The sequence below is a fragment of the Pseudomonas sp. CAU 1711 genome, from assembly GCF_039888625.1.
GTDB lineage: Bacteria > Pseudomonadota > Gammaproteobacteria > Pseudomonadales > Pseudomonadaceae > Aquipseudomonas.
Map to the genome: position 1 here is coordinate 269,361 of NZ_JBDQQT010000001.1, position 21,662 is coordinate 291,022.

General features: G+C 68.5%; 21 protein-coding genes. 9 read left to right on the forward strand and 12 right to left on the reverse strand.

The genetic code is table 11. From position 1 onward, the window contains the following. Window positions 1–127: 127 nt before the first annotated feature. On the forward strand, window positions 128–694 hold the full coding sequence (locus AAFN46_RS01175; RefSeq protein ID WP_347807002.1) for a pseudouridine synthase: 567 nt from the start codon (window positions 128–130) through the stop codon (window positions 692–694). A 155-nt stretch (window positions 695–849) separates the two neighbouring features. Here the strand turns inward: AAFN46_RS01175 and AAFN46_RS01180 are convergent, their stop codons facing one another. From AAFN46_RS01180 to AAFN46_RS01200, 5 genes are all read right to left on the reverse strand, one after another. Further along, window positions 850–1,068 (reverse strand): DUF2788 domain-containing protein, encoded by a 219-nt coding sequence (locus tag AAFN46_RS01180; RefSeq protein WP_347806853.1) that lies wholly within the window; start codon window positions 1,066–1,068, stop codon window positions 850–852. 90 nt (window positions 1,069–1,158) lie between these two features. Beyond that, complete coding sequence (locus AAFN46_RS01185) at window positions 1,159–1,638, reverse strand: Lrp/AsnC family transcriptional regulator (RefSeq protein ID WP_347806854.1); 480 nt, start codon at window positions 1,636–1,638, stop codon at window positions 1,159–1,161. A gap of 313 nt (window positions 1,639–1,951) precedes the next feature. Continuing rightward, window positions 1,952–2,812, reverse strand: a complete 861-nt coding sequence (locus tag AAFN46_RS01190) for a cation diffusion facilitator family transporter (protein ID WP_347806855.1) — start codon at window positions 2,810–2,812, stop codon at window positions 1,952–1,954. After that, window positions 2,809–3,312, reverse strand: coding sequence for a DinB family protein (locus AAFN46_RS01195; RefSeq protein ID WP_347806856.1), 504 nt, complete (start codon window positions 3,310–3,312; stop codon window positions 2,809–2,811). The genes AAFN46_RS01190 and AAFN46_RS01195 overlap by 4 nt, the downstream gene beginning before the upstream one ends. Beyond that, window positions 3,312–3,728 (reverse strand): polyribonucleotide nucleotidyltransferase, encoded by a 417-nt coding sequence (locus tag AAFN46_RS01200; protein ID WP_347806857.1) that lies wholly within the window; start codon window positions 3,726–3,728, stop codon window positions 3,312–3,314. Before AAFN46_RS01200 ends, AAFN46_RS01195 begins: the two co-directional genes overlap by 1 nt. A gap of 155 nt (window positions 3,729–3,883) precedes the next feature. Here AAFN46_RS01200 and hrpB point away from each other — a divergent pair, with 155 nt between their 5' ends. The 4 genes from hrpB (at window position 3,884) to AAFN46_RS01220 (ending at window position 11,269) form a co-directional block, all read left to right on the forward strand. Continuing rightward, window positions 3,884–6,400: an ATP-dependent helicase HrpB gene (gene hrpB, locus AAFN46_RS01205; protein ID WP_347806858.1), complete on the forward strand. Its 2,517-nt coding sequence runs from the start codon at window positions 3,884–3,886 to the stop codon at window positions 6,398–6,400. Between the two features lie 130 nt (window positions 6,401–6,530). After that, a complete protein-coding gene (locus AAFN46_RS01210; RefSeq protein WP_347806859.1) occupies window positions 6,531–8,219 on the forward strand; it encodes a phosphoethanolamine--lipid A transferase in 1,689 nt (562 codons plus the stop codon). A 65-nt stretch (window positions 8,220–8,284) separates the two neighbouring features. Continuing rightward, on the forward strand, window positions 8,285–9,190 hold the full coding sequence (locus tag AAFN46_RS01215) for a hypothetical protein (RefSeq protein WP_347806860.1): 906 nt from the start codon (window positions 8,285–8,287) through the stop codon (window positions 9,188–9,190). Window positions 9,191–9,193: 3 nt separating this feature from the next. Then, window positions 9,194–11,269, forward strand: a complete 2,076-nt coding sequence (locus tag AAFN46_RS01220) for an LTA synthase family protein (protein WP_347806861.1) — start codon at window positions 9,194–9,196, stop codon at window positions 11,267–11,269. 14 nt (window positions 11,270–11,283) lie between these two features. Here the strand turns inward: AAFN46_RS01220 and AAFN46_RS01225 are convergent, their stop codons facing one another. After that, window positions 11,284–12,021, reverse strand: coding sequence for a bifunctional lytic transglycosylase/amino acid ABC transporter substrate-binding protein (locus AAFN46_RS01225; RefSeq protein WP_347806862.1), 738 nt, complete (start codon window positions 12,019–12,021; stop codon window positions 11,284–11,286). Between the two features lie 221 nt (window positions 12,022–12,242). Here AAFN46_RS01225 and AAFN46_RS01230 point away from each other — a divergent pair, with 221 nt between their 5' ends. Together AAFN46_RS01230 and AAFN46_RS01235 are read left to right on the forward strand one after the other, a co-directional pair. Then, window positions 12,243–13,085: an SDR family oxidoreductase gene (locus AAFN46_RS01230; protein ID WP_347806863.1), complete on the forward strand. Its 843-nt coding sequence runs from the start codon at window positions 12,243–12,245 to the stop codon at window positions 13,083–13,085. A 3-nt stretch (window positions 13,086–13,088) separates the two neighbouring features. Beyond that, window positions 13,089–13,829, forward strand: a complete 741-nt coding sequence (locus AAFN46_RS01235) for a transporter substrate-binding domain-containing protein (RefSeq protein WP_347806864.1) — start codon at window positions 13,089–13,091, stop codon at window positions 13,827–13,829. 109 nt (window positions 13,830–13,938) lie between these two features. On the opposite strand, the gene AAFN46_RS01240 is transcribed toward AAFN46_RS01235, so the two are convergent. Together AAFN46_RS01240 and AAFN46_RS01245 are read right to left on the reverse strand one after the other, a co-directional pair. After that, on the reverse strand, window positions 13,939–14,385 hold the full coding sequence (locus tag AAFN46_RS01240; protein WP_347806865.1) for a VOC family protein: 447 nt from the start codon (window positions 14,383–14,385) through the stop codon (window positions 13,939–13,941). Between the two features lie 67 nt (window positions 14,386–14,452). Further along, the gene (locus tag AAFN46_RS01245; protein ID WP_347806866.1) at window positions 14,453–15,127 is read right to left on the reverse strand and encodes a hypothetical protein; all 675 of its coding nucleotides are present in this window, start codon (window positions 15,125–15,127) and stop codon (window positions 14,453–14,455) included. Between the two features lie 110 nt (window positions 15,128–15,237). Here AAFN46_RS01245 and AAFN46_RS01250 point away from each other — a divergent pair, with 110 nt between their 5' ends. Next, complete coding sequence (locus AAFN46_RS01250) at window positions 15,238–15,717, forward strand: NYN domain-containing protein (protein WP_347806867.1); 480 nt, start codon at window positions 15,238–15,240, stop codon at window positions 15,715–15,717. Between the two features lie 8 nt (window positions 15,718–15,725). Then, window positions 15,726–16,352: a 3'-5' exonuclease gene (locus AAFN46_RS01255; RefSeq protein WP_347806868.1), complete on the forward strand. Its 627-nt coding sequence runs from the start codon at window positions 15,726–15,728 to the stop codon at window positions 16,350–16,352. On the opposite strand, the gene AAFN46_RS01260 is transcribed toward AAFN46_RS01255, so the two are convergent. From AAFN46_RS01260 to betI, 4 genes are all read right to left on the reverse strand, one after another. Continuing rightward, window positions 16,325–17,539 carry a BCCT family transporter gene (locus tag AAFN46_RS01260; protein WP_347806869.1) on the reverse strand — a complete coding sequence of 405 codons (1,215 nt, stop codon included), beginning with the start codon at window positions 17,537–17,539 and terminating at the stop codon, window positions 16,325–16,327. The genes AAFN46_RS01255 and AAFN46_RS01260 overlap by 28 nt on opposite strands. A gap of 106 nt (window positions 17,540–17,645) precedes the next feature. Continuing rightward, window positions 17,646–19,331: a choline dehydrogenase gene (gene betA / locus AAFN46_RS01265; RefSeq protein ID WP_347806870.1), complete on the reverse strand. Its 1,686-nt coding sequence runs from the start codon at window positions 19,329–19,331 to the stop codon at window positions 17,646–17,648. 16 nt (window positions 19,332–19,347) lie between these two features. After that, window positions 19,348–20,811 carry a betaine-aldehyde dehydrogenase gene (gene betB, locus AAFN46_RS01270; protein WP_347806871.1) on the reverse strand — a complete coding sequence of 488 codons (1,464 nt, stop codon included), beginning with the start codon at window positions 20,809–20,811 and terminating at the stop codon, window positions 19,348–19,350. Further along, a complete protein-coding gene (gene betI / locus AAFN46_RS01275) occupies window positions 20,808–21,419 on the reverse strand; it encodes a transcriptional regulator BetI (RefSeq protein WP_347806872.1) in 612 nt (203 codons plus the stop codon). Before betI ends, betB begins: the two co-directional genes overlap by 4 nt. Between the last annotated feature and the right edge of the window lie 243 nt (window positions 21,420–21,662).

Consider the following 21,662-nt stretch of genomic DNA (forward strand, 5'->3'; position numbering starts at 1 on the left):
GGCATCATCAGCGGGGCTGATAAGGCTCGGTTAAACTGCGCTCTTTTCCTTCCCAGGATCGAGCATGTCGCGCCCACCTCGCCCCTCCGCCCCGCGCCGCGTTGCCGGCAAGCCCGCCCCGCGCCGGGTGGCCAAGGCGCCGCCGGTCGAACCGCGCCTGCTGATGCTGAACAAGCCGTTCGACGTGCTGACCCAGTTCCAGGACGAGCAGGGCCGCGCCACTCTCAAGGACTTCGTCGGCGTGCCCGGGGTCTATCCGGCCGGGCGCCTGGATCGCGACAGCGAGGGCCTGCTGCTGCTGACCAACGACGGTCGCCTGCAGGCGCAGATCGCCGACCCCAGGCACAAGCTGGCCAAGACCTACTGGGTGCAGGTGGAGGGCGAGCCGACGGAGGAGCAGTTGCGCCAGCTGCGCGAGGGCGTACAGCTCAACGACGGTCCGACCCTGCCGGCCGAGGCGCGCCGCCTGGAGGAGCCGCAGCTGTGGCCGCGCAACCCGCCGGTGCGCTTTCGCAAGAGCGTGCCGACCGCCTGGCTGGAGCTGGTGATTCGCGAGGGGCGCAACCGCCAGGTGCGGCGCATGACCGCCGCCGTGGGCCTGCCGACGCTCAGGCTGGTGCGGGTGCGCATCGGCCCCTGGAGCCTGGACGACCTGCCGCCAGGGCAGTGGCGCGAGCTGGAGCCGCGCCTGTAGCTGACGTGGGGCGTATGGCCGAGGTGCCTGGAAGACCCTCACCCCAACCGCCCTTCCAGGGGGAGAGGGGTTAGGCACGGTGTTCCAGGATGGTCTCCCTCTCCCTCCGGGAGAGGGCCGGGGTGAGGGATTCGAGGGCCAGGTGAGGCTAAGCCTCAGCCGTGAATGCCGCGCGCGGCCTCGATGATGTAGGTGATGATCGGCTTGGCCAGGAAGGCGAACAGGCACAGGCCCAGGCCGAGGAACAGGATGGCGGTGCCGAGGCGCCCGGCCTTGGACTTCTTCGCCAGGTCCCAGATGATGAAGAACATGAACAGCACCAGGCCGCCGACCAGGACGTACATCATCAGGGCTTCGAACTGTTCGGTTTCCATCGGGGACCTCGGCGGGGCTGGCGGACAACGGGCGGCGATTATACGCAACCCGGCGCGCCAGGCGGCACACGCCGGTCGGCCCTGCGGCGATCAGCCGCGCAGGTGTTCCAGCGGCAGCTCGGTGCTGGACAGCACCTGGTTGAGCACGAAGCTGGAGCGCACGCTGGTCACGCCCTCGATGCGGGTCAGCTGGCCGAGGAGGAATTTCTGGTAGTGGTCCATGTCCGGCACCACCACCTTGAGCTGGTAGTCGGCGTCCATTCCGGTCACCAGGCTGCATTCCAGCACCTCCGGGCACTGGCGGATCACCGCCTGGAAGTGCTCGAAGCGCTCCGGGGTGTGGCGGTCCATGCCGATCAGGACGAAGGCGGTCAGGGTCAGGCCGAGCTTCTTGCCGTCCAGCAGCGCCACCTGGCGGGCGATGTAGCCGTCGTCCTCGAGCTGCTTGACCCGTCGCGAACAGGGCGAGGGCGACAGGCCGATGCGCTCGGCCAGCTCCTGGTTGGAGATGCGTGCGTCGCGCTGCAGTTCGGCGAGGATGCGCAGGTCGTAGCGGTCCAGTTTGTTCATGGTGATGCTTCTTTCTTTATGGATTGCGCTTTTTACTCTATCAGTAGTCATTTATTGCGCAAATGGCATGCTGGTCAGCAATCTTAGCAATCCTGTGTCGGGGGCCGGCGATTAAGCTTTCCCTCAGTTTCATGGCCCGGACGATGAGTCCAACCGCACTGCCCAATCAGGCGCTGCGGCGCCGGCGGTCCTACCGGATCGTGCAGGCCCCCGGGCCCGTACCGCCCAACCAGGCGGACGAGGAAAGCGGCGACACAATCGCCTGTGCCGGACAAGTCCCCGTAAGGGAGGCCGCAAGGCCTCCCTTTTTTATTCAGGCGACCGGGTCGGCGTGCACCAGCACCTCGGCACGCGGGAACTCGCCGCGTATCGCCCGCTCCACCGCCTCGCAGCGGCTGTGCGCCTCGCGCAGCGACAGCTCGCCGGGCAGCTCCAGATGCAGCTGGACGAACCAGCGGCTGCCCGACACCCGCGTGCGCAGGTCGTGGGCGCCGAGCACGCCGGGCACGGCGCAGGCCAGGGCATGCATGCGCTGGCTGACGTCGGGGGCCAGCGCCTCGTCCATCAGCACCGCCACCGCCTCGCGCACGATGGAGAACGCGCTCCACAGGATATAGACGGCGATGCCCAGGCCGAACAGCGGGTCCAGGCTGTGCCAGCCCTGCGCCGCCAGGATCAGGGCGAGCAGGATGGCGCAGTTGAGCAACAGGTCGGAGCGGTAGTGCAAGGCGTCGGCACGGATCGCCGTGGAACCGGTGACGCGCACCACGTGCCGCTGCAGCAGCAGCAGGGCGGCGGTCAGGGCCAGCGACAGCAGCATCACCGCGATGCCCAGGGTGGTGGCGGCGAGCGGCTCGGGGTGGCGCAGGCGGTCGACCGCCTGCAGCGCCACCAGCACCGCGCTGGCGCCGACGAACAGGGCCTGGGCCAGCCCGGCCAGGGCTTCGGCCTTGCCGTGGCCGTAGCGGTGGTCCTCGTCGGCCGGGCGCAGGGCGTAGTGCACGGCGATCAGGTTGAGCAGCGAGGCGGCGCCGTCCAGCAGCGAGTCGGTGAGGCCGGCCAGCAGGCTGACCGAGCCGCTCAGCCACCAGGCCACGGCCTTGGCCAGGGCCAGGCTGAGGGCCGTGGCCAGGGCCGCGACCGTGGCCAGGCGCAGCAGGCGGGCGGGGCTCATGGCAGTTCGGGCAGGGCGTAGATGTAGTCCAGCTTGGGCGCCGGGTGGCCGAGGGCGGTCAGCGCCGCGCTGATCTGCCCGCGGTGGTGGCTGCCGTGGTTGACCAGGTGGGTGACTATGTCCAGCAACGGCCGTTGCTGCGCCTCGCCGGCCATGTTGCGGTAGGCCACGGGGGCCAGCAGCTCGACGTCCTGCAGGCCCTCGAGATGGTCGTGCCAGGCGGCCACGCCGATCTCCAGATAGGTTTCGACGGCGGCGCGTTCGCTCACCGCCTCGGCATCCAGGCGGGCGAAGGGCTGCGCCTCGCCGCGCACCCGCGCCAGCCAGATACGGTCGGCCACCGCCAGGTGGTTGAGGGTGCCGTGGATGCTGCCGAAGAACAGTCCGCAGGGCGCGCGGTACTGCTCCTCGGGCAGGCTCGCCAGCTCGCCGAGCAGGCGCGCGTAGGCCCAGCCGTGGTAGGCCAGCAGGCGCTGCAGGTGAGTGGCGAGGTGGTTCATCAGGCCTCCGCGCGCAGGCCGAGTGCGGCCAGCTGCTCGATGCTGCCACTGTGCTGGATCAGGCGCGGATCGTCCAGAGGCAGGTCCAGGCCGATTTCCTGCAGCACTATGGCCTTGAGCCGGACCTGGTCGATGCGGCCGTCTTCACCCACGGCGTCCCGCAGCTTCTCGGGGGCGATGCTGTACTGATCGTTCGGCAGGTAGATGGCGCCGGTGGCGAAGTCGATGCCGAAGGCGATCAGCCCGGGGATCACGTAGAACAGAATGCCGATGGCGTCGAGGCCGGCCACCAGCGGGTCGATGCGACCCTCGATCTGGCCGCGGCGGTCGGGGAAGAACAGGGTGCCGCAGGCGGTCAGCTGGGTGGTCAGGGACAGGGCGAGAACGCCGCCAATTACACGGGAATGCGAGCGCATGAACACCTCCTGAAAATGGGGTCGGCACTATAGCAAGGCCAGTGTGTTAGTTGGATGTCCGCCACCCCCTAGGGCCTGGCTCCGTCGCGGTCGCGGCGAAACGTCAACAGGCCCTGGGGTTCGCCTCTATAATCGCCGGCTGTTTCGGAGAACCCATGAACCGCCTGCCCATCGACGACGTTCTGCCCGCCCTCCGCCAAGCCCTGGCCGAGCGCCACGAGGCCGTGCTGGAGGCCTCGCCCGGCGCCGGCAAGACCACCCGCGTGCCCCTGGCCCTGCTCGCCGAGCCCTGGCTGGCCGGGCAGTCGATCCTGATGCTGGAGCCGCGCCGCCTGGCCGCCCGCGCCGCCGCCGAGCGCCTGGCCAGCGAGCTGGGCGAGCGGGTCGGCGAGACGGTCGGCTACCGCATCCGCCTGGACTCCAAGGTCGGCCCGAACACGCGCATCGAGGTGGTCACCGAGGGCATCCTCGCCCGTCGCCTGCAGGACGACCCGGCGCTGGAAGGCGTCGGCCTGGTGATCTTCGACGAGTTCCACGAGCGCAGCCTGGATGCCGACCTGGCCCTGGCGCTGACCCTCAACGGCCGCGAGCTGCTGCGCGACGAGCCGCCGCTCAAGGTGCTGCTGATGTCCGCGACCCTGGAGGGCGAGCGCCTCTCGGCGCTGCTCGGCGCCGCGCCGGTGGTGTCCAGTGAGGGCCGCATGCACCCGGTGGAGATGCGCTGGGGCGCGCCCTTCCAGCCCGGCGAGCGCATCGAGCCGCGGGTGGTGCAGACGGTGCTGCAGGCCCTGGCCATTGAGCCCGGCAGTCTGCTGGTGTTCCTCCCCGGCCAGGCCGAGATCCGCCGGGTGCATGAGCAGCTCGCAGAGCGGCTCGGCGCTCGTCCGGATATCCTGCTCTGCCCGCTGCATGGCGATCTGGAGCTGGCCGCCCAGCGCGCCGCCATCGAGCCGGCACCGGCCGGCACGCGCAAGGTGGTGCTGGCCACCAATATCGCCGAGACCAGCCTGACCATCGACGGCGTGCGCGTGGTGGTCGATGCCGGTCTGGCGCGGGTGCCGCGCTTCGACCCGGCCAGCGGCATGACCCGCCTGGACACCCAGCGCATCTCGCGCGCCTCGGCCACTCAGCGTGCCGGCCGCGCCGGGCGCCTGGAACCGGGGGTGTGCTATCGCCTGTGGTCGCAGACCCAGCACGAGCAGCTGGCCGCCCATGGCACGGCGGAGATCCTTGCGGCCGACCTGGCCGGCCTGGCCCTGCAGCTGGCGCGCTGGGGCGTGCAGGCCAATGAGCTGGCCTGGCTGGATGCGCCGCCGGCCGCGGCGCTTGCCCAGGGCCGCGACCTGCTGGCGCGCCTCGGCGCCCTGGACCCGCGCGGCGCGCTGACGGCCCACGGCCAGGCCATGGCCGAGCTGCCGGCGCATCCGCGCATCGCCCATCTGCTGCTGCGCGGCCAGGCCCTGGGCCTCGGCGCGCTGGCGGCCGATCTCGCGGCGCTGCTGGGCGAGCGCGATATCCTGCGCGGCGCCGGAGCCGATCTGCACAGCCGCATGAGCCTGCTGGCCGGCGAGACAAGGGCCGGCGGCGCCAGGGGCGGCGTGCAACGCGCGCGCCAGCTGGCCCGCCAGTTCCGTTCCTATCTGCGCGGCGCGCCGAGCGAGGCGGTGGCCGACCCTGAGCATCCGCGCTGGCTCGGCGCGCTGCTCGCCTTCGCCTACCCGGACCGGGTCGCCCGCCAGCGCAAGGCCGGTGGCGGCGACTACCGCCTGGCCAATGGCCGTGCCGCCCAGTTCGGCGAGCCGGATGCGCTGATGAAGCACGAGTGGCTGGTGATCGCCGACCTCGGCAGCCGCCAGGGCCAGCGCGAGGAACGCATCTATCTCGCCGCCGACCTCGACCCGGCACTGTTCGACTCGGTGCTGGCCGAGCAGGTGAGCCTGCGCGAGGAGCTGGAGTGGGACGAGCGCGAGGGCGTGCTGCGCGCCGAGCGCCAGCGCCGGGTCGGCGAACTGGTGCTGTCCCGCGAGGCGCTGACCGGCCTGGACGAGGAAGCCCGAGGGCGCGCGCTGCTTGGCCTGGTGCGGCGCAAGGGCCTGGAGCTGCTGCCCTGGACCCCGGAGCTGCGCCAGTGGCAGGCGCGGGTGGCGCTGTTGCGCCGCCTGGATCTGCAGCACAAGGGCGCCAGCGAGTGGCCGGACCTGTCCGACGCGGCCCTGCTGGCGTCGCTGGAAGACTGGCTGCTGCCATTCTTAAGCAAGGTCAGCCGTCTCAGCCACTTCGCCAATCTGGATTTGCCGAGCATCCTCCTCGGTCTGTTGCCCTGGCCATTGCCACAACGTCTTGATGAGTTGGCACCCAAGACCCTGCAGGTGCCTTCCGGGTCTCGTATCGCGCTGGACTATTCGGAGTACCCGCCAGTGCTCGCTGTACGCCTGCAGGAGCTATTCGGCCTGGCCGCCACGCCGCGTATCGCCGGCGGTCGGCAGATCGTGCTGCTGCACCTGCTGTCGCCGGCGCGCCGCCCGGTGCAGGTGACCCAGGACCTGGCCAGCTTCTGGGCCAACACCTATGCGGAAGTGAAGAAGGGCCTCAAGGGGCGTTATCCCAAGCACTACTGGCCGGACGATCCCCTGGTGGCCGAGCCGACGGCGCGCGCCAAGCCGCGCTCCTGAGCCTCATTCCTCGCGCCGGCCCGCCCGCACCGGCCCGGCTTGACGGCTTTTTCACATCGCCATGACGGCGGCTTCACAGCCGGCGCAATAGCCTGACGGCCGATCCTCAACCTATCGGCCGAGCCCCGTTGTGAATACGTCCCCGCAGGCCACGCCTGGCCTCCAAGCCAAGCGCTGGACCCTTCCCCTCAGTCGCAGCGCACTGACCATGTTGGTCGCGCTGTGGCTGATGCTGAGCATGAATCTGCCCTTCTGGCGTGCCGTGGTGGATGGTCTGGGGCATCTGAACCAGTCCAGCATCTTCTTCCTGGCCAGTCTGCCGGTCTTCGTCTTCATCTGGCTGTATCTGCTGCTCAGTCTGCTGGCCTGGGGGCGTCTGACCAAGGCCGTTCTGGGCCTGGTGCTGCTGGTGTCGGCGGCGGCCAGTTATTTCATCAACAGCTTTGGCATCGTCATCGACCACGCGATGCTGACCAATGTGATGCAGACGGACAGCGCCGAAGCGCTGGATCTGCTCACCTGGCGGCTGCTGCTGTGGATGTTCGGCCTTGGCCTGATTCCCGTGTTGTTGCTCTCGCGGGTGCGGCTGCTGCAGCGCGGCTGGCGCCGCGAGACGCTGGCCAAGCTCGGCGGCATGGCGTTGCTGCTGTTGTGCATGGGGGGCATCCTCATGGGCCTGTACAAGCCCTATGCCTCTTTGCTGCGCAATCATCGCGAGGTGCGCCTGCTGCTGGTGCCGTCCAATGTGGTGGCGGCCGTGCATGGCTATCTCAAGCGTGAGCTGGCGGCCCCGCATCGGCTCGAAGTCGTGGGCAGCGATGCCAGGCGCATGCGGCGCGTCGCCTCCGGCCGGCCGCGGGTGACCCTGCTGGTGGTCGGCGAGACCGCGCGCGCCGCCAACTTCTCGCTCAACGGCTATGCCCGCCCGACCAACCCCGAGCTGGCCAGGCGCGATGTCATCAACTTCACCCAGGCCACCTCCTGCGGCACGGCCACGGCGGTGTCCGTGCCCTGCATGTTCCAGGGCCTGGGCCGCGACGGCTACAGGGAAGACATGGCCAAGGGGCGCGAGAACCTGCTCGACGTGTTGCAGCGCGCGGGCGTGCAGGTGCTCTGGCGGGACAACAACTCGGGCTGCAAGGATGTCTGCGACCGGGTCGCCTATGACGATGTCTCGCACCTGGAGGTGGATGGCGCCTGCGCCGACAATGAGTGTTTCGACGAGATTCTGTTGCACGGCTTGCAGGACTACCTGGACAGACTCGAGCGCGATGCCGTGATTGTCCTGCACATGAAGGGCAGCCACGGCCCCGCCTACTACAAGCGCTACCCGCCGGCCTTCGCGACCTTCAAACCGACCTGCAACCACGGTCAGCTGGATCGCTGCAGCCGCAGCAGCATCCTCAATGCCTACGACAACAGCCTGGTGTACACCGACCATGTGCTGGCGGCGGCCATCGACCTGCTGCGGCACAACGCCGGGCGTCTGGACAGCGCCATGCTGTATCTGTCCGACCACGGCGAGTCGCTCGGCGAGAACGGCGTCTATCTGCATGGCATGCCCTATGCCCTGGCGCCCAGCGAGCAGATTCACATACCCATGCTCATGTGGTTCTCCACCGGCCTGCAGCAAAGCGCGGGTGTCGACACCCAGTGCCTGCGTCAGCGGGCCGACGAACTGGTCTCGCAGGACAACCTGTACCACTCGGTCCTCGGGCTGATGGACGTGCAGACCGGGGTATATCGGCCCGAGAACGACCTCTTCCGTAATTGCCGGAGCGGCAGTACCCAGGCGCTGACTGCCGTACGTGGGCACTGAGCCCTTTGGACTTCACAGGCGTGTCGGGGCTGCCCCGGCATGCCGTCAATCTTGGGAAAAACTCGATGTCGCTAACGCAGACCTACCCTCAGGTCCATTTCTTCACCCGCAGTCTGAACGCCCGACATTGGCGGGCGCTGCTCGGCAGCGTCTGCAGCATTGCGCTGGCCGTGCTGGCGCTGGCGGCCTGGCGCCACCTCGCGCCACCGCAGGCTGCGGCGGGTTGGCGCTACGAGCCGTACCAGGACGATGTGGAGAAGGTCAGCGCACTGGCCTTCGATGGCCAGGGCGAGCTGCTGCTCAGCCAGGAGTTGCAGAATGGCCAGGGCCGCATTCTGAAGCGCTCGGCGGATGGCAGCCTGAGCGAGGTCGAGCTCGGCCTATCCAAACCGGATGGCATGACGTCCTTTCGCGGCGGTGTGCTGTTCAGCCAGGAGCAGGATGAAGAGCCCGTTCTCTGGTACACCCCGGATGGCACGCGCTCCCTGTTCAGCGGGCGAAATATCGAGGGGCTGGCCAACGATGGCCGTTACCTTTATGCGATAGAGGACCGCCATGGCGACGGGCGTCTGCTGCGTTACGACCCGCAAAGCGATACGACGCTGGTGCTGCGTAGCGACCTCGACGAAGCCGAGGCGATCACCGCCTGCCCCGATGGTCGCCTGTTCTACAGCGAAAAGACCAAGGGCCAGGTCTTCCAGCTGCTGAGCGAGGGGCAGGATCGTCTCGTGCTGGACGGCCTCAATCAGCCTGGCTTCCTGCTGTGCAGCGCCGACGGCCTGTGGATTACCGAAGACGCCACCCATATGGCCCGCCTGCTCCTGCTGAGCGAGGACGGCCGGCTGCAGACCGTGCTTAGCCATCTGCGCTCGGCGCAGAGCATCCTGCAGAGCGCCGCCGGCCAATATCTGCTCGCCGAGCAGGGACGCAACCGCGTGCTGCGCCTGCAGCGGCGCAAGACGGGGAACTGACCGATGCACGCCTCCAGTCGCCACAACCTGCTGCGCCAACACCTGCTGTTCACCGGGCTCGCCGGCCTGCTTCTGCTGGCCCTGCACAGCCTGCTGCGTCTCGCCCTGCTGCTGTACAACCACGAGCTGATCGGCGATACCGCCATCGGCGCCTTCGTGGAGGCGTTCGGCAACGGCGTGCGCTTCGACCTGCGCCTGACGGCGTTCGGCCTGACGCCGCTGCTCCTGGCCCTGGCCAGCCGACGGCTGATGGCGGCGCGCGGCTGGCAGCTGGCCTGGCTCGGCCTGTTCGCCAGTGCCGGCCTGTTTCTCGGCGTGCTCGAGCTGGATTTCTACCGCGAGTTTCACCAGCGTCTCAATGCCCTGGTTTTCCAGTACCTGGGCGAGGACCCGGGCACGGTGCTGAGCATGCTCTGGCATGGTTTCCCGGTGCTGCGCTATCTGCTGGCCTGGGCCCTGGCCAGCTGGCTGCTGCTGTGGGCGCTGCGCGCGCTGCACCGGCTGGCGGCCGTCGCGCCACCACGTCAGCCGGCGCCGCTGGGCGAGCGCTGGCATGTGCGCGCGGCGGTCTTCGCGCTGTGTCTGGTGCTGGCCGTGCTGGCCATTCGCGGCACCCTGCGCCAGGGGCCGCCGCTGCGCTGGGGCGACGCCAGCACCACCGATTCGGTATTCGCCAACCAACTGGGCCTGAACGGCAGCCTGAGCCTGATCGACGCGGCCAGGGCGCGTTGGTCCGCGCAGCGCGACAACCAGTGGAAGGCCAGCATGCCCCCGGAGCAGGCCGAGCGACTGGTGCGCGACATGCTGCTGGGGCGGAACGAGCAACTGGTCGATGCCGGGCAGGCGGCCGTGCGCCGCGTGATGACGCCGCCGCCGGCCCTGCGGTTGCCGGTGCGCAATGTGGTGGTGATCCTGATGGAGAGTTTCGCCGGGCACTATGTCGGCGCCCTGGGTGGCAAGGGCGATATCACGCCCAACTTCGACCGCCTGAGCCGCGACGGCCTGCTGTTCACCCGCTACTTCTCCAACGGCACGCACACCCACCAGGGCATGTTCGCCAGCATGGCCTGCTTCCCCAATCTGCCGGGGTTCGAGTACCTGATGCAGATGCCCGAGGGCAGCCATCGCTTCTCCGGGCTGCCGCAGCTGCTCGGCGAGCGCGGCTTCGACAATCTCTACGTGTACAACGGCGACTTCGGCTGGGACAACCAGAAGGGCTTCTTCGGCAACCAGGGCATGAGCAACTTCGTCGGCCGCGACGACTACGTCGATCCGGTGTTCTCCGACCCGACCTGGGGGGTCTCGGACCAGGACATGTTCGAGCGCGCCGATCAGGAACTGCGCAAGATGGATGGCGAGCGGCCGTTCTATGCGCTGTTGCAGACCCTCTCCAACCACACGCCCTATGCCTTGCCGAGCCCCCTGCCGGTGGCCCCGGTGACGGGCTTCGGCTCGCTCGACGAGCACCTGACCGCCATGCGCTACTCCGACTGGGCGCTGGGACGCTTCTTCGCCAAGGCCCGCCAGGCGCCGTACTTCAAGGACACCCTGTTCGTCATAGTGGGCGACCACGGTTTCGGCAGCCCCGAGCAGCTCAGTGATATCGATCTGTACCGTTTCCATGTGCCGCTGCTGCTGATCGGCCCGGGCGTGCAGGAGCGTTTCGGCCCGCGCAACGACATCGCCGGAACCCAGCTGGACATAGTGCCGACCATCATGGGCCGCCTCGGCGGCGCGGTGCGGCACCAGTGCTGGGGGCGCGATCTGCTGGCCCTGGATCGCGACGATGCGGGGTTCGGCGTGATCAAGCCCTCGGGCAGCGATCAGACCGTGGCCCTGGTCGCTGGCCAGCGATTGCTGGTGCAGCCACGCGGCGCCGGGCCCGTGCTCTATCGCTACCGCCTGCACGCCGACGCGGGTGTCGAGCGGCTGCATGACGAGGGCTTGCAGCAGGCGCTGTTGCCACGCTTGCAGGCCTTTCTCCAGGTGGCCACCGCCAGCCTGCTGGGCAACACGGCCGGGGCCGACGCGGGTGAGTCGCATTCGGTCCTGGCTCAGCGCGGGGCCGCGGCCCCGTAGTTCGGGTGCCGGGCTCAGTCCAGGCGCAGATGCTCGCCGGCCGCCTGCAGTTCCTCGTAGGCGCGGTCCAGCTCCTCCAGCAGTTCGCGGCTGCCGGGCGCCTGGCGCGAGGCCACCAGGCGCAGCTGCAGGTTCTGCAACTCGGTGTAGGCCAGCGGTTCCAGGCCCAGGCTCTGGCGCGCCTGCTCCACCGGGCCCTGGTAGTCGAGCAGGTAGTCGCCGCGCTGGCGCAGCAGCATTTCCAGGGCCGACAGGTGGTGGTTGGTACGGTGCAGGGTCAGATCCAGGCCGGGCTCGGCGAGCATCCGGTTGACCGCCGGCCAGTAGCTGTAGCCGCTGATCAGGATCAGGCCCTTGCCGCGCAGATCGTCCGGTATGCGTGGCGCCGGCAGGCCGGGGCGGGCGTACAGCCCCAGGCGAAACTCGCCGATGGCGTTGCGTGCCTCGTAGGTGTGGCCGACCAGCTCGGCCTTGCCGCCGGCGCCCGGCCATAGCTGCACGTTGCCCTCGCGCAGCTCGGCATACAGGCGGGCATTGGGCAGCGAGCGATACTGGCCGCGATAGCCGGCATGGCGCAGCAGGCGCTCGGTGAGGGCGAGGATGGAACCGCGTGGCAGGCCGTGCTCGTCGGTCCAGGAATAGGGCGGGAACTCGTAGTAACCGACGCTGATGCTCGGCATGGGCGCCTGTTGCGCCAGGGCGCCGGCGCAGCACAGCCACGCCAGCAGGGCAGGGAGGAGGGTCTTGCGCATCGGCTACCGCGCGGCTTGAGCCGTCTTGTTGTGTGCTGTTTTTCGAGCATGGCCAGGCGTGGGGGCTTTGTCCAGCGTACAAGGGCGACCGGTCGGTCGTGTTGCGACGGCGCGCGCACGCCGTGGGCTATGCTCAGCACTGGGGGCCGCCCGGGCGGAGCATTGCCAAACGGGTCCTGTACGAGCAGTCTGCGAGCGGGTATCGCAACGGAGGAAGGCCCATGTACCGCAAGGTGTTCGCCAACAAGGTCTTCGAACGCAAGGTGGTGGCGGTCACCGGCGGTTGCGCCGGCATCGGTCGCGCCCTGGTCATGCGCTTCGCCCAGGCCGGAGCGCGGCTGGTGATTCTCGATCTGCAGCAGGAGACACTGGACAGCCTGGTCCAGCACCTGCGCGATCACCTGGGCTGCGAGGCGCTCGGCCTGGTCTGCGACGTGGCCGATGCGGCGGCCGTGCAGCAGACGTTGAGTCTGGCGGTGGAGCGTTTCGGCGGCATCGACCTGCTGGTCAACAATGCCGGCATCACTCACCGCAGCACCTTCGCCGAGACCGAGCTGGCGGTGTTTCAGCGCATCATGGCGGTCAACTACTTCGGCGCCGTGCACTGCACCAAGGCGGCACTGCCCAGCCTGATCGCCCGGCGCGGCCAGATTGTCGTGCTCAGCTCGCTGTCCGGCTTCGCCCCGCTGCTCTATCGCAGCGCCTACAACGCCAGCAAGCACGCGTTGCACGGCCTGTTCGAGACCCTGCGCGCCGAGCTCAAGGGTTCCGGAGTCAACGTCATGCTGGTGTGCCCCGGCTTCACCGCCACCGACCTGCGCAAGAACGCCCTGGTCGGCGATGGCTCGGTGACCCAGCAGCCACCCCTGGCCATCGGCAAGGTGGCCTCGGCCCAGGACGTGGCCGAGGCAATCTATCGCGGCGCGCTGCGCCGCCGGCGCCTGCTGGTGCTGTCCAACGTCAACTGGCGCGCCCGCCTGCTGGCGCGCTTCTTCCCGCGCCTGTTCGAGCGGGTGCTGCTGCCGCGCCTGTCGGGCCTGAAGCCGGGCTCGGCGGCGCGTTGAGCCATGCGCCGGTTCCTGCTCCTGCTGCTGTGCTGCGGTTCGGCGCTGGCAGAGCCGGCCCAGCAGCCGCTGCAACCGCTGCGGGTGGTGACCGACTACTGGCCGCCGTTTCGCATGCAGGGGGTGTCGGGTCAGCTGGAGGGCCTGGATATCGAGCTGCTGGACGAGCTGCAGCGTCGCACCGGCCTGCGCTTCGAGGTGCACCTGCAGCCCTGGGCGAGGGCGCTGGAGGCCATGCGCCGGGGCCAGGCCGACCTGATGACCGGGCTGGCCCGCACGGCCGAGCGCGAGCGCTACATCGACTATCTGGAGCCCGCCTACTATGCCTGTGCCCCGCGCCTGTACGGCCCGCCGGAGCGTGCCGCGCGGATCGCCGACTACCGGCAGCTGCTCGGCCTGCGCATCGGCTATGTGCTGGAGTCGGCCTATTTCGAACCCTTCGACTCGGACGCCAGCCTGCTCAAGGTGGGGGTGAAGAACGAGGAGCAGCTGTTGCAGATGCAGCTGCGCGGGCGCGTCGAGCTGATGATAGGCACGGACTGCCAGGTGGACTTCCAGCTGCGCGAGCCGGCCCTGGCACGGCGCCTGGTCAAGCTGGCCTACCGCCCGCCGGTGCGCACCGAGCTGTACATCGGCCTGTCGCGGACCCGCGGGCTCGTCGAGGAGCGCGAGCTGCTGCTCGAAGCCCTACACCACCTGCTGCGGGACGGCTGGCTGGAACGGGCCGCTCAGCGGTATCGCTGAGACGGTTATCCCCAGGCCGCTCGGCGCTCGCGCGGCAGCCCCTCTCCCTTCGGGAGAGGGGCAGGGGTGAGGGAGGAGCGCCGGGCTCGCTGTTCCTGGAACCAGGCGCTCAGTGGCCGCCGTCTGCTTCGTTGGGGTCGACATACAGCTCGTAGACCATCTCCATGTCCCAGAAGGCCGCCTCGATCTTGTGCCCGTCGAGGTCGCGGACGAAGCAGCCATAGTAGGGCTCGCCATAGTGCGGGCGCGGGCCGGGCGGGCCGTCCGGGGTGGCGCCAGCGACCACTGCGGCCTCGAAGAAGGCATGCACCTGCTCCTTGCTATTGGCGACGAAGCCGAAGTGGCTGCCGTTGCCGACATTGGCCGGCCGCCCGTCGATCGGTGTCTGTACCCAGAACTCCGGATATTCGCGGCCCCAGGCCACGGCGCCGGGGTGTTCGAGGATGCGCTTGCAGCCCAGGGCGGCCAGAACCTGGTCGTAGAAGGCCACGGCCTGATCGAAGCGGTTGCTGCCGATGGAGACGTGGGAGAGGATGCTGGGGTTCTGCTCGGACATGGGGCGTTCTTCCTTGAGGTAGAAGCCGCAAGACTAGCAGAGGCTCGGCGAATTCCTGGCCGTTGCGTCAGCTGCTGTGGCTGTCCTCGGTCGGCCGCTGGCTGCACAGCATGAAGCAGCGGAACAGCACCACCGTGGAAAACAGCTGGAGGAAACCGTTGACTATGTCCAGCACCAGGCTGCCGAAGGGGTCGGGCTGCTCGTCGAGCAGCTGCAGGGTCCAGTCGTCCAGCAGCCACAGCGGCACTATGACCAGCAGCACGCAGGCCAGCAGCGACCAGAAGTGGCCGATGCTGAGCAGAAAGCTCTCGCGCATCGCCTGCAGCGGAGGTAGGCCGCGCAGCACCAGCAGGTACTCGGAGAAGGCCAGCTTGACCATCGCCAGGAGCGCCAGGGGCAGGAACAGGGCGCCGCTGAGCATGATCAGCAGCGTGCTCAGCCCGGCCAGCACGGCGAAGGATGGCCACAGCTGCAGGCTGGCGGCCAGCAGGTTGCGTGGCGCCGGGCGCAGGCCCTGGCTGCGGGCATCGAGGAAGAGGATCAGCGCGGCGCTGTACAGCGGGTAGAAGAACAGGCCGACCAGCAGCTCGTAGGCCGGCGAGTGGGCCGGATCGACCAGGCTGGCGACCACCGCGCGCACCAGGCATTCGGCGGCGATCAGCGGCAGGCACAGCGGCGCGATGCTGGCCAGGTGGCGGCTGAAGAAGTAGAAGGAGTCTCGCAGAACGCTGAGCGGATTCATCGGCGGGCATCGCGGTAGTACTTCATGAGATCACTTTAGCCGATGGGTGGAGCCGGCGAACATGCGGGCGAATGGCGCATAATGCCGCTCCCTTTTCCCCAGGCCCGCCCGTGAGCAAGATCGCCCTGTTCGCCGATGTGCAGAACCTCTACTACACCGTGCGCCAGGCCCATGGCTGCCACTTCCACTATGCCGAGCTGTGGCGCCAGGTGGCGGCGCTGGGTGAGATTGTCGAGGCGCGCGCCTATGCCATCGAGCGTGGCGACGCCAGGCAGCAGCAGTTCCAGCAGATCCTGCGCAAGCTCGGTTTCCAGGTGCTGCTCAAGCCCTATATCCAGCGCAGCGACGGCTCGGCCAAGGGCGACTGGGATGTGGGCATCACCCTGGATGTGATGGAGGCCGCCGAGCGCGTCGACCAGGTGGTGCTGGCCTCCGGCGACGGCGACTTCGACCTGCTGCTCGAGCGCATCCGCGCCCGCCATGGGGTGAGCAGCTGCGTCTACGGCGTGGCCGGGCTCACCGCCCAATCCCTGATTCGCGCCGCCGACCGCTTCGTGCCGGTCGAGGGCGCGCTGCTGTTGAAACACTGAGGTAGAGAATGTCCGAACCCATCGCCGTGATCGACTTCGAGACCACCGGCATGTCGCCGGCCCAGGGCGCGCGGCCGACCGAGATAGGCGTGGCGCTGATCGCCGACGGCGAGATCGTCGGCCGCTACCAGAGCCTGATGAATGCCGGCGCCTGGGTGCCGCCGTTCATCGAGCAGCTCACCGGCATCAGCAACGCCATGCTGCGCGGCGCGCCGCCGGTGGCCGAGGTGATGGCCGAGGCGGTCGAGTTCATCGGCGCGGCGCCCCTGCTGGCGCACAACGCGGCGTTCGACAGCAAATTCTGGGATGCCGAGCTGGCGCAACTCGGGCGTCGGCGCCAACGCGACTTCGCCTGCTCGCTGCTGCTCTCAAGGCGCCTGCTGCCGGAGGCGCCCAGCCACAAGCTGGGCAGCCTCAACAGCTGGGTGGGCCTGCCCAGTACCGGCCGGGCCCACCGCGCGCTGGCCGATGCCGAGATGGCGGCCAACCTGTGCCTGCATCTGCAGCGCCTGTTGCGCGAGCGGCACGCCATCGAGGCGGACCACGCCTACCTGTGCGGCCTGCAGAAACTCTCGGCCGCCAAGGTACGCGCGCTGCTGCGCGGCGCTCAGCCGGCCAGTTCCAGCTTGCCGTAGTCGATGCGGTTCTCCTTCGGCGAGCCCTCGATGGCCATCACTTCGCGGCGCTTGTAGCGCAGGATGTAGGCGAAGCAGCCGAAGTACAGGGCGATCACCAGGGCACCTACCCACTCGATCTGCAGGAACTCCAGCTTGAACAGCAGGGTCAGCGCGCTCAGCGCCAGCAGATTGCCGAGGATGTAAGCCGTGCGCCCATGGCGGGCGGCGCTGAGGCCGAGGTTGTCGGTGTACAGGCGGATCAGCGAGTCCAGCGAGTTGACCACCATGCTCACGCCGACCACCACCATGGCCAGGTTGAGGAAGCCACCGATGTTCAGCGCCTGCTGGTGGTAGTAGTACAGCACGCTGAACCACACGCCGATGGCCAGCGAGGGGAACACCAGCATGGCGCCGAGCAGCTGCCAGGTGCGCAGGCCGCCGGCGAAGCGCGCGGTGAACTGGCCGATCATGATGCTCCAGGAGAACCACCAGTACAGGTAGAAGGCGTGGTAGTCGTTGATCGGCAGCAGGAAGCTGTCCAGGTGGGCGAAGTAGTCGCCGATCAGCCCGGCGGTGGCGAAGAAGTCGCCGACGCTGCCCTGCTCGCCGAGGAAGGCGGCGCCCCACATGTAGGCGATCAGGCCGATGAACAGCCAGCTGGTGCCGATGCTGAGCAGGCGCACGTAGCGCAGCTGGGTGCTGGAGTACACGGCGATGGCGATCGACAGCAGCACGATCAGGTAGAAGCTCGGCTGCAGCTGCTCGCCGTCGCCCAGCTGCGGCAGGTACCAGGGCAGGTTCTTCAGCAGCAGGAAGGCGGTGAAGGCGCAGGTGCCGATGATCACCAGGTTGTTCAGCAGCTTGACCAGCGGCAGCTCGAAGAAGCGCACGCGCGGCTCGATCACGCAGAAGTAGAAGCAGGTGAGGAAGTAGAAGCCCCAGATGAGGAAGCCCCAGAAGCCGAACTCGATCGCCAGCGGGTTGGCGAAGGCGTATTCGGGGCTGGCCGGGTCGGCGTAGCCGGCGAACTCGGTGAGGGGGAACATGATCAGGCCGACGTCCAGGCCCGAGGTGAAGAGGATGGCGATGAAGGTGAAGGTGCGCACCGGGGTCACGCCGATGCAGCGCAGATTACCCCATTTCGCCAGGATCGCCACGATCGCGGCGAAGGTGAACAACAGTCCTATCGATAACCAGAGAGTCATGGGCGGCTCCTGGTCGCTGTAACGGGTTCTTTGATCAGTAGCATGGGGATGCTCCTCCTGTGCTTATGGTTATTGGGCGCGCCTCGTGCGAGGCTCGTCGGGTGGATCAGGCGAAGCGGCGCTGTGGCGCGTGCGGGCGTTGCCGCTGCCCGCTGTGCTCGGCCAGCAGCACCGGCGCCGCGCTGGGCGCCAGTGGCGTGCGAGCGAGGATCAGGTCGGCGGCGCGTTCGGCGAGCATGATGGTCGGCGCGTTGAGATTGCCGTTGGGGATGCTCGGGAACAGCGAGGAGTCCACCACGCGTAGGCCTTCGAGACCGCGCACGCGGGTCTCGGAGTCGACCACCGCCAGGGCGTCCTCGCCCATGCGGCAAGTGCCGCAGGGGTGGTAGGCGCTCTCCACCGCCTGGCGCACGAAGCGGTCTATCTCGGCGTCGCTCTGCACGCCGGCGCCGGGCTGGATCTCGGCGCCGCGATAGGCGTCCATCGCCGGCTGGGCGATGATCTCGCGGGTCAGGCGCACGCAGGCGCGAAAGCCGGCGCGGTCGTCCTCGTGCTGCAGGTAGTTGAAGCGGATCTGCGGCGCGTCGGTCGGGTCGGCGCTGCGCACGCGCACGAAGCCGCGGCTCTTCGGCTTGTTGTGCCCGACATGCAGCTGGAAGCCATGGCCGTCGAAGGCCTCCTTGCCGTCGTAGCGCATGGCCGCCGGCAGGAAGTGGTACTGCAGGTCCGGCCAGGAACTGTCGGCCGTGGAGCGGATAAAGGCGCAGGACTCGAAGTGATTGGTCGCGCCCAGGCCGTCCTTCTTCAGCAGCCAGCGCGTGCCGATAAGGAACTTGCTCCACAGGTCGAGCTTGCCGTTAAGGGTGATCGGCTGCTTACAGCGGTACTGGAAGTAGAACTCCAGATGGTCCTGCAGATTCTCGCCGACCCCGGGCAGCTCGTGCCGCACCTCGATGCCGGCGGCCTTGAGTACATCTCCCCGGCCGATGCCGGACAGCTGCAGCAGGTGCGGCGAGCCGATCGGCCCGGCGCTGAGGATCACCTCGGCGTTGGCGCGTACTTCCTGCACCTTGCCGTTCTGCCGGAAACGCACGCCGACGGCGCGCTTGCCGTCGAGCAGTACACGCTCGACCAGGGCGTGGGTGACCACCTTGAGATTGTCGCGGGCCATCGCCGGGCGCAGGTAGGCGTTGGCGGTGGACCAGCGGCGGCCGTTCTTGACGGTCATGTGCATGGCGCCGAAGCCTTCCTGCTGCGCGCCGTTGTAGTCGGCGGTGGCCGGGTAGCCGGCCTGCACGCCGGCGTCGATGAAGGCGCGGTACAACGGGTTCTGCATGTTGTTGCCGTTGTTCACCGCCAGCGGGCCCTGCTCGCCGCGGTAGTCGTCGCCGCCGAAGGCCCAGGCCTCGGCCTTGCGGAAGTAGGGCAGGCAGTGCGCGTAGTCCCAGCCCTCGGCGCCGAGGGCCTGCCACTCGTCGAAGTCGCCGGCATGGCCGCGCACGTAGACCATGCCGTTGATCGACGAGGAGCCGCCCAGCACCTTGCCGCGCGGGCAGTGCATGCGGCGCATGTCCAGGTAGGGCTCGGGATCGCTGGTGAACTGCCAGGCGTACTTGCGGCTGTTCATCGGAATGGAGAGGGCGGTGGGCATCTGGATGAAGATGCTCTTGTCGCTGCCGCCGGTCTCCAGCAACAGCACGCGGTGAGCGCCATCCGCGCTGAGGCGGTTGGCCAGGACGCAGCCGGCCGAGCCGGCGCCGATGATGATGTAGTCGTATTCGGAATAAGTCATGCGTGACTGCCGGCCCTTAGAAAGGGCTCTGCAGATCCTCCATGCCGACGTAGACGGCTTTCAGTTGGGTGTAGTGGTTGAGGGTGGCCAGACCGTTCTCGCGGCCGATGCCGGACAGCTTGTAGCCGCCCACCGGCATCTGCGCCGGCGAGGCGCCGTAGGCGTTGATCCAGCAGATGCCGGCCTGCAGGCCGGCCGCCATGCGGTGGGCGCGGCGGATGTCGCGGGTGAACACGCCGGCGGCCAGGCCGGTGTCGGTGGCGTTGGCGCGGCGCAGCACTTCCTCTTCGCTGCCGAAGCGCAGCACGCTCATCACCGGGCCGAAGATTTCCTCGCGGCAGATGCGCATGTCGTCGCGGCAGTCGGCGAATACCGTGGGCTCGACGAAGAAGCCATTGGGCGCCGAGGCCGGTCGCGCGGCCTGGCCGCCGCAGAGCAGGCGCGCGCCGTCCTCCAGGCCGCTGGCGATGTAGCCGAGCACCTTGTCGCGGTGGGCGGCGGAGATCAGCGCGCCGAAGTTGGTCTGCGGGTCCATCGGGTCGCCCATGCGGATGTTGCCCTGCACGCGCTGCAGCAGGCGCTCGAGGAAGGCGTCGTGCAGGCTGTCGTGGACGAACACGCGGGTGCCGTTGGTGCAGATCTCGCCCTGGGTGTAGAAGTTGCCGAGCAGGGCGGCGGACACCGCGTTGTCCAGGTCGGCGTCGTCGAAGACGATCAGCGGCGACTTGCCGCCAAGCTCCATGGTCACTTCCTTGAGCGAGCCGGCGGCGGCGGCCATGACCTTCTGCCCGGTGCTGATCTGCCCGGTGAAGGAGACCTTGGCGATCTGCGGCTGCTCGGCCAGCCAGGCGCCGACCTTGCCGGCGCCCTGCACCACGTTGAACACCCCGGCGGGCACGCCGGCCTCGGTGAAGATTTCCGCCAGCTTCAACGCGCCCAGCGGCGTCTCCTCGGACGGCTTGAAGATCATGCTGTTGCCGCAGGCCAGGGCCGGGGCGGACTTCCAGCAGGCGATCTGCAGCGGGTAGTTCCACGCGCCGATGCCGGCGCAGATGCCCAGCGGCTCGCGGCGGGTGTAGTAGAAGTCGCCGCCCAGGTCCTGCTGGTTACCCTCGATCATCGGCGCCAGTCCGGCGAAGAACTCGATGGAGTCGGCGCCGGTCTGCACGTCCACCACCGCGGCCTCCTGCCAGGGCTTGCCGGTGTCGCGCACCTCGATGGCGGCCAGCTCGTCGTTGCGCGCGCGCAGCAGCGCCACGGCGCGCAGCAGAATGCGGCTGCGCTCCATGGCGCCCAGCGCGACCCACTGACGCTGGCCCTCGGCGGCGCTATCCAGGGCGGCGGCGAGGACCGACTCGTCGGCCACTTCCACCCGGTAGACCGCCTCGCCCGTGGCCGGGTTGATCACGTCGAAAGTCTCGCCGCTGGCATTGGCCAGCGGGCGGCCATGGATGTAGTTGCGATGGAGGGGCAGGCTCATGCGGGGGCAGTCTCCTCGGTGGCGTGGGTTTGCAGGCAGGCCAGGACGAAGCTCTTGCACAGGCGTTCGGCGGCGGCGAAGTCGGCGCTCGGGGTGTCGCCCAGGGTGCTGCGCAGCCAGAAACCGTCGATCATCGCCGCCGCTTGGCTGGCGGCGTCGCTGGCGGCGGCGGGCGCCAGGCAGCGGCCGAAGGCGTAGCGCAGATTGCTGTACAGACGCTTGTTGTTGATCCGCTGCAGGCGCGCCAGCCCCGGCTCGTGGGGCGCGCGGGCCCAGAAGCTGAGCCAGGTGCGGCCGGCCAGTTCGGAGCGCTGGAACTCGCTGAAGTTGGCCTCGACTATGGCCAGCAGGCGTTGCCGCGGCGTGACCCGGCCGTCGCCGAGGCGCTTGAGCAGGTCCTGGCGCAGTTGTTCCAGCAGGTGGCGCAGGGCCGCCTCTATCAGGGCCTGCTTGCCGCCGAAATAGTGGCTGATGATGCCCGACGACAGCTGTGCCTTGCCGCTGATGCTGAGGATGGTGGTGTCCTGCAGACCGAGCTCGGCGATGGACTCCAGGGTGGCCTGGATCAACTGCTGGCGGCGGGTTTCCTTGACTCCGATTTTGGGCATGTCTTGTTTGATTGATCGTTCAATTAAAACCTACCTTAAACAAGACTTCTGTCTGCATGCAACCTTTGTCGGTCAAGTTCTTAAAAGTTCTTCGAAAATGTCGCTATCGTGATAATCGATGGCGGGATTACTGGTGCGCGCGCCCGGGGCATTGCTGCTTGCTTGCCTCGGCTGGAACTGATCGCTGGGTTACGCCTGCGGCTAACCCAGCCTACGAGAGGTCTTCGAACTGGCATGGGCGAG

What these genes read in the sequence shown, in the direction of transcription:
- AAFN46_RS01235 (WP_347806864.1), top strand. Translation starts at nt 13,089, where the DNA reads ATGCGCCGGTTCCTGCTCCTGCTGCTGTGCTGCGGTTCGGCGCTGGCA.
- AAFN46_RS01230 (WP_347806863.1), top strand. Translation starts at nt 12,243, where the DNA reads ATGTACCGCAAGGTGTTCGCCAACAAGGTCTTCGAACGCAAGGTGGTG.
- AAFN46_RS01185 (WP_347806854.1), bottom strand. Translation starts at nt 1,638, where the DNA reads ATGAACAAACTGGACCGCTACGACCTGCGCATCCTCGCCGAACTGCAG.
- betB (WP_347806871.1), bottom strand. Translation starts at nt 20,811, where the DNA reads ATGAGCCTGCCCCTCCATCGCAACTACATCCATGGCCGCCCGCTGGCC.
- AAFN46_RS01220 (WP_347806861.1), top strand. Translation starts at nt 9,194, where the DNA reads ATGCACGCCTCCAGTCGCCACAACCTGCTGCGCCAACACCTGCTGTTC.
- AAFN46_RS01180 (WP_347806853.1), bottom strand. Translation starts at nt 1,068, where the DNA reads ATGGAAACCGAACAGTTCGAAGCCCTGATGATGTACGTCCTGGTCGGC.
- hrpB (WP_347806858.1), top strand. Translation starts at nt 3,884, where the DNA reads ATGAACCGCCTGCCCATCGACGACGTTCTGCCCGCCCTCCGCCAAGCC.
- AAFN46_RS01215 (WP_347806860.1), top strand. Translation starts at nt 8,285, where the DNA reads ATGTCGCTAACGCAGACCTACCCTCAGGTCCATTTCTTCACCCGCAGT.
- AAFN46_RS01245 (WP_347806866.1), bottom strand. Translation starts at nt 15,127, where the DNA reads ATGAATCCGCTCAGCGTTCTGCGAGACTCCTTCTACTTCTTCAGCCGC.
- AAFN46_RS01255 (WP_347806868.1), top strand. Translation starts at nt 15,726, where the DNA reads ATGTCCGAACCCATCGCCGTGATCGACTTCGAGACCACCGGCATGTCG.
- AAFN46_RS01200 (WP_347806857.1), bottom strand. Translation starts at nt 3,728, where the DNA reads ATGCGCTCGCATTCCCGTGTAATTGGCGGCGTTCTCGCCCTGTCCCTG.
- AAFN46_RS01225 (WP_347806862.1), bottom strand. Translation starts at nt 12,021, where the DNA reads ATGCGCAAGACCCTCCTCCCTGCCCTGCTGGCGTGGCTGTGCTGCGCC.
- AAFN46_RS01240 (WP_347806865.1), bottom strand. Translation starts at nt 14,385, where the DNA reads ATGTCCGAGCAGAACCCCAGCATCCTCTCCCACGTCTCCATCGGCAGC.
- betI (WP_347806872.1), bottom strand. Translation starts at nt 21,419, where the DNA reads ATGCCCAAAATCGGAGTCAAGGAAACCCGCCGCCAGCAGTTGATCCAG.
- AAFN46_RS01260 (WP_347806869.1), bottom strand. Translation starts at nt 17,539, where the DNA reads ATGACTCTCTGGTTATCGATAGGACTGTTGTTCACCTTCGCCGCGATC.
- betA (WP_347806870.1), bottom strand. Translation starts at nt 19,331, where the DNA reads ATGACTTATTCCGAATACGACTACATCATCATCGGCGCCGGCTCGGCC.
- AAFN46_RS01195 (WP_347806856.1), bottom strand. Translation starts at nt 3,312, where the DNA reads ATGAACCACCTCGCCACTCACCTGCAGCGCCTGCTGGCCTACCACGGC.
- AAFN46_RS01190 (WP_347806855.1), bottom strand. Translation starts at nt 2,812, where the DNA reads ATGAGCCCCGCCCGCCTGCTGCGCCTGGCCACGGTCGCGGCCCTGGCC.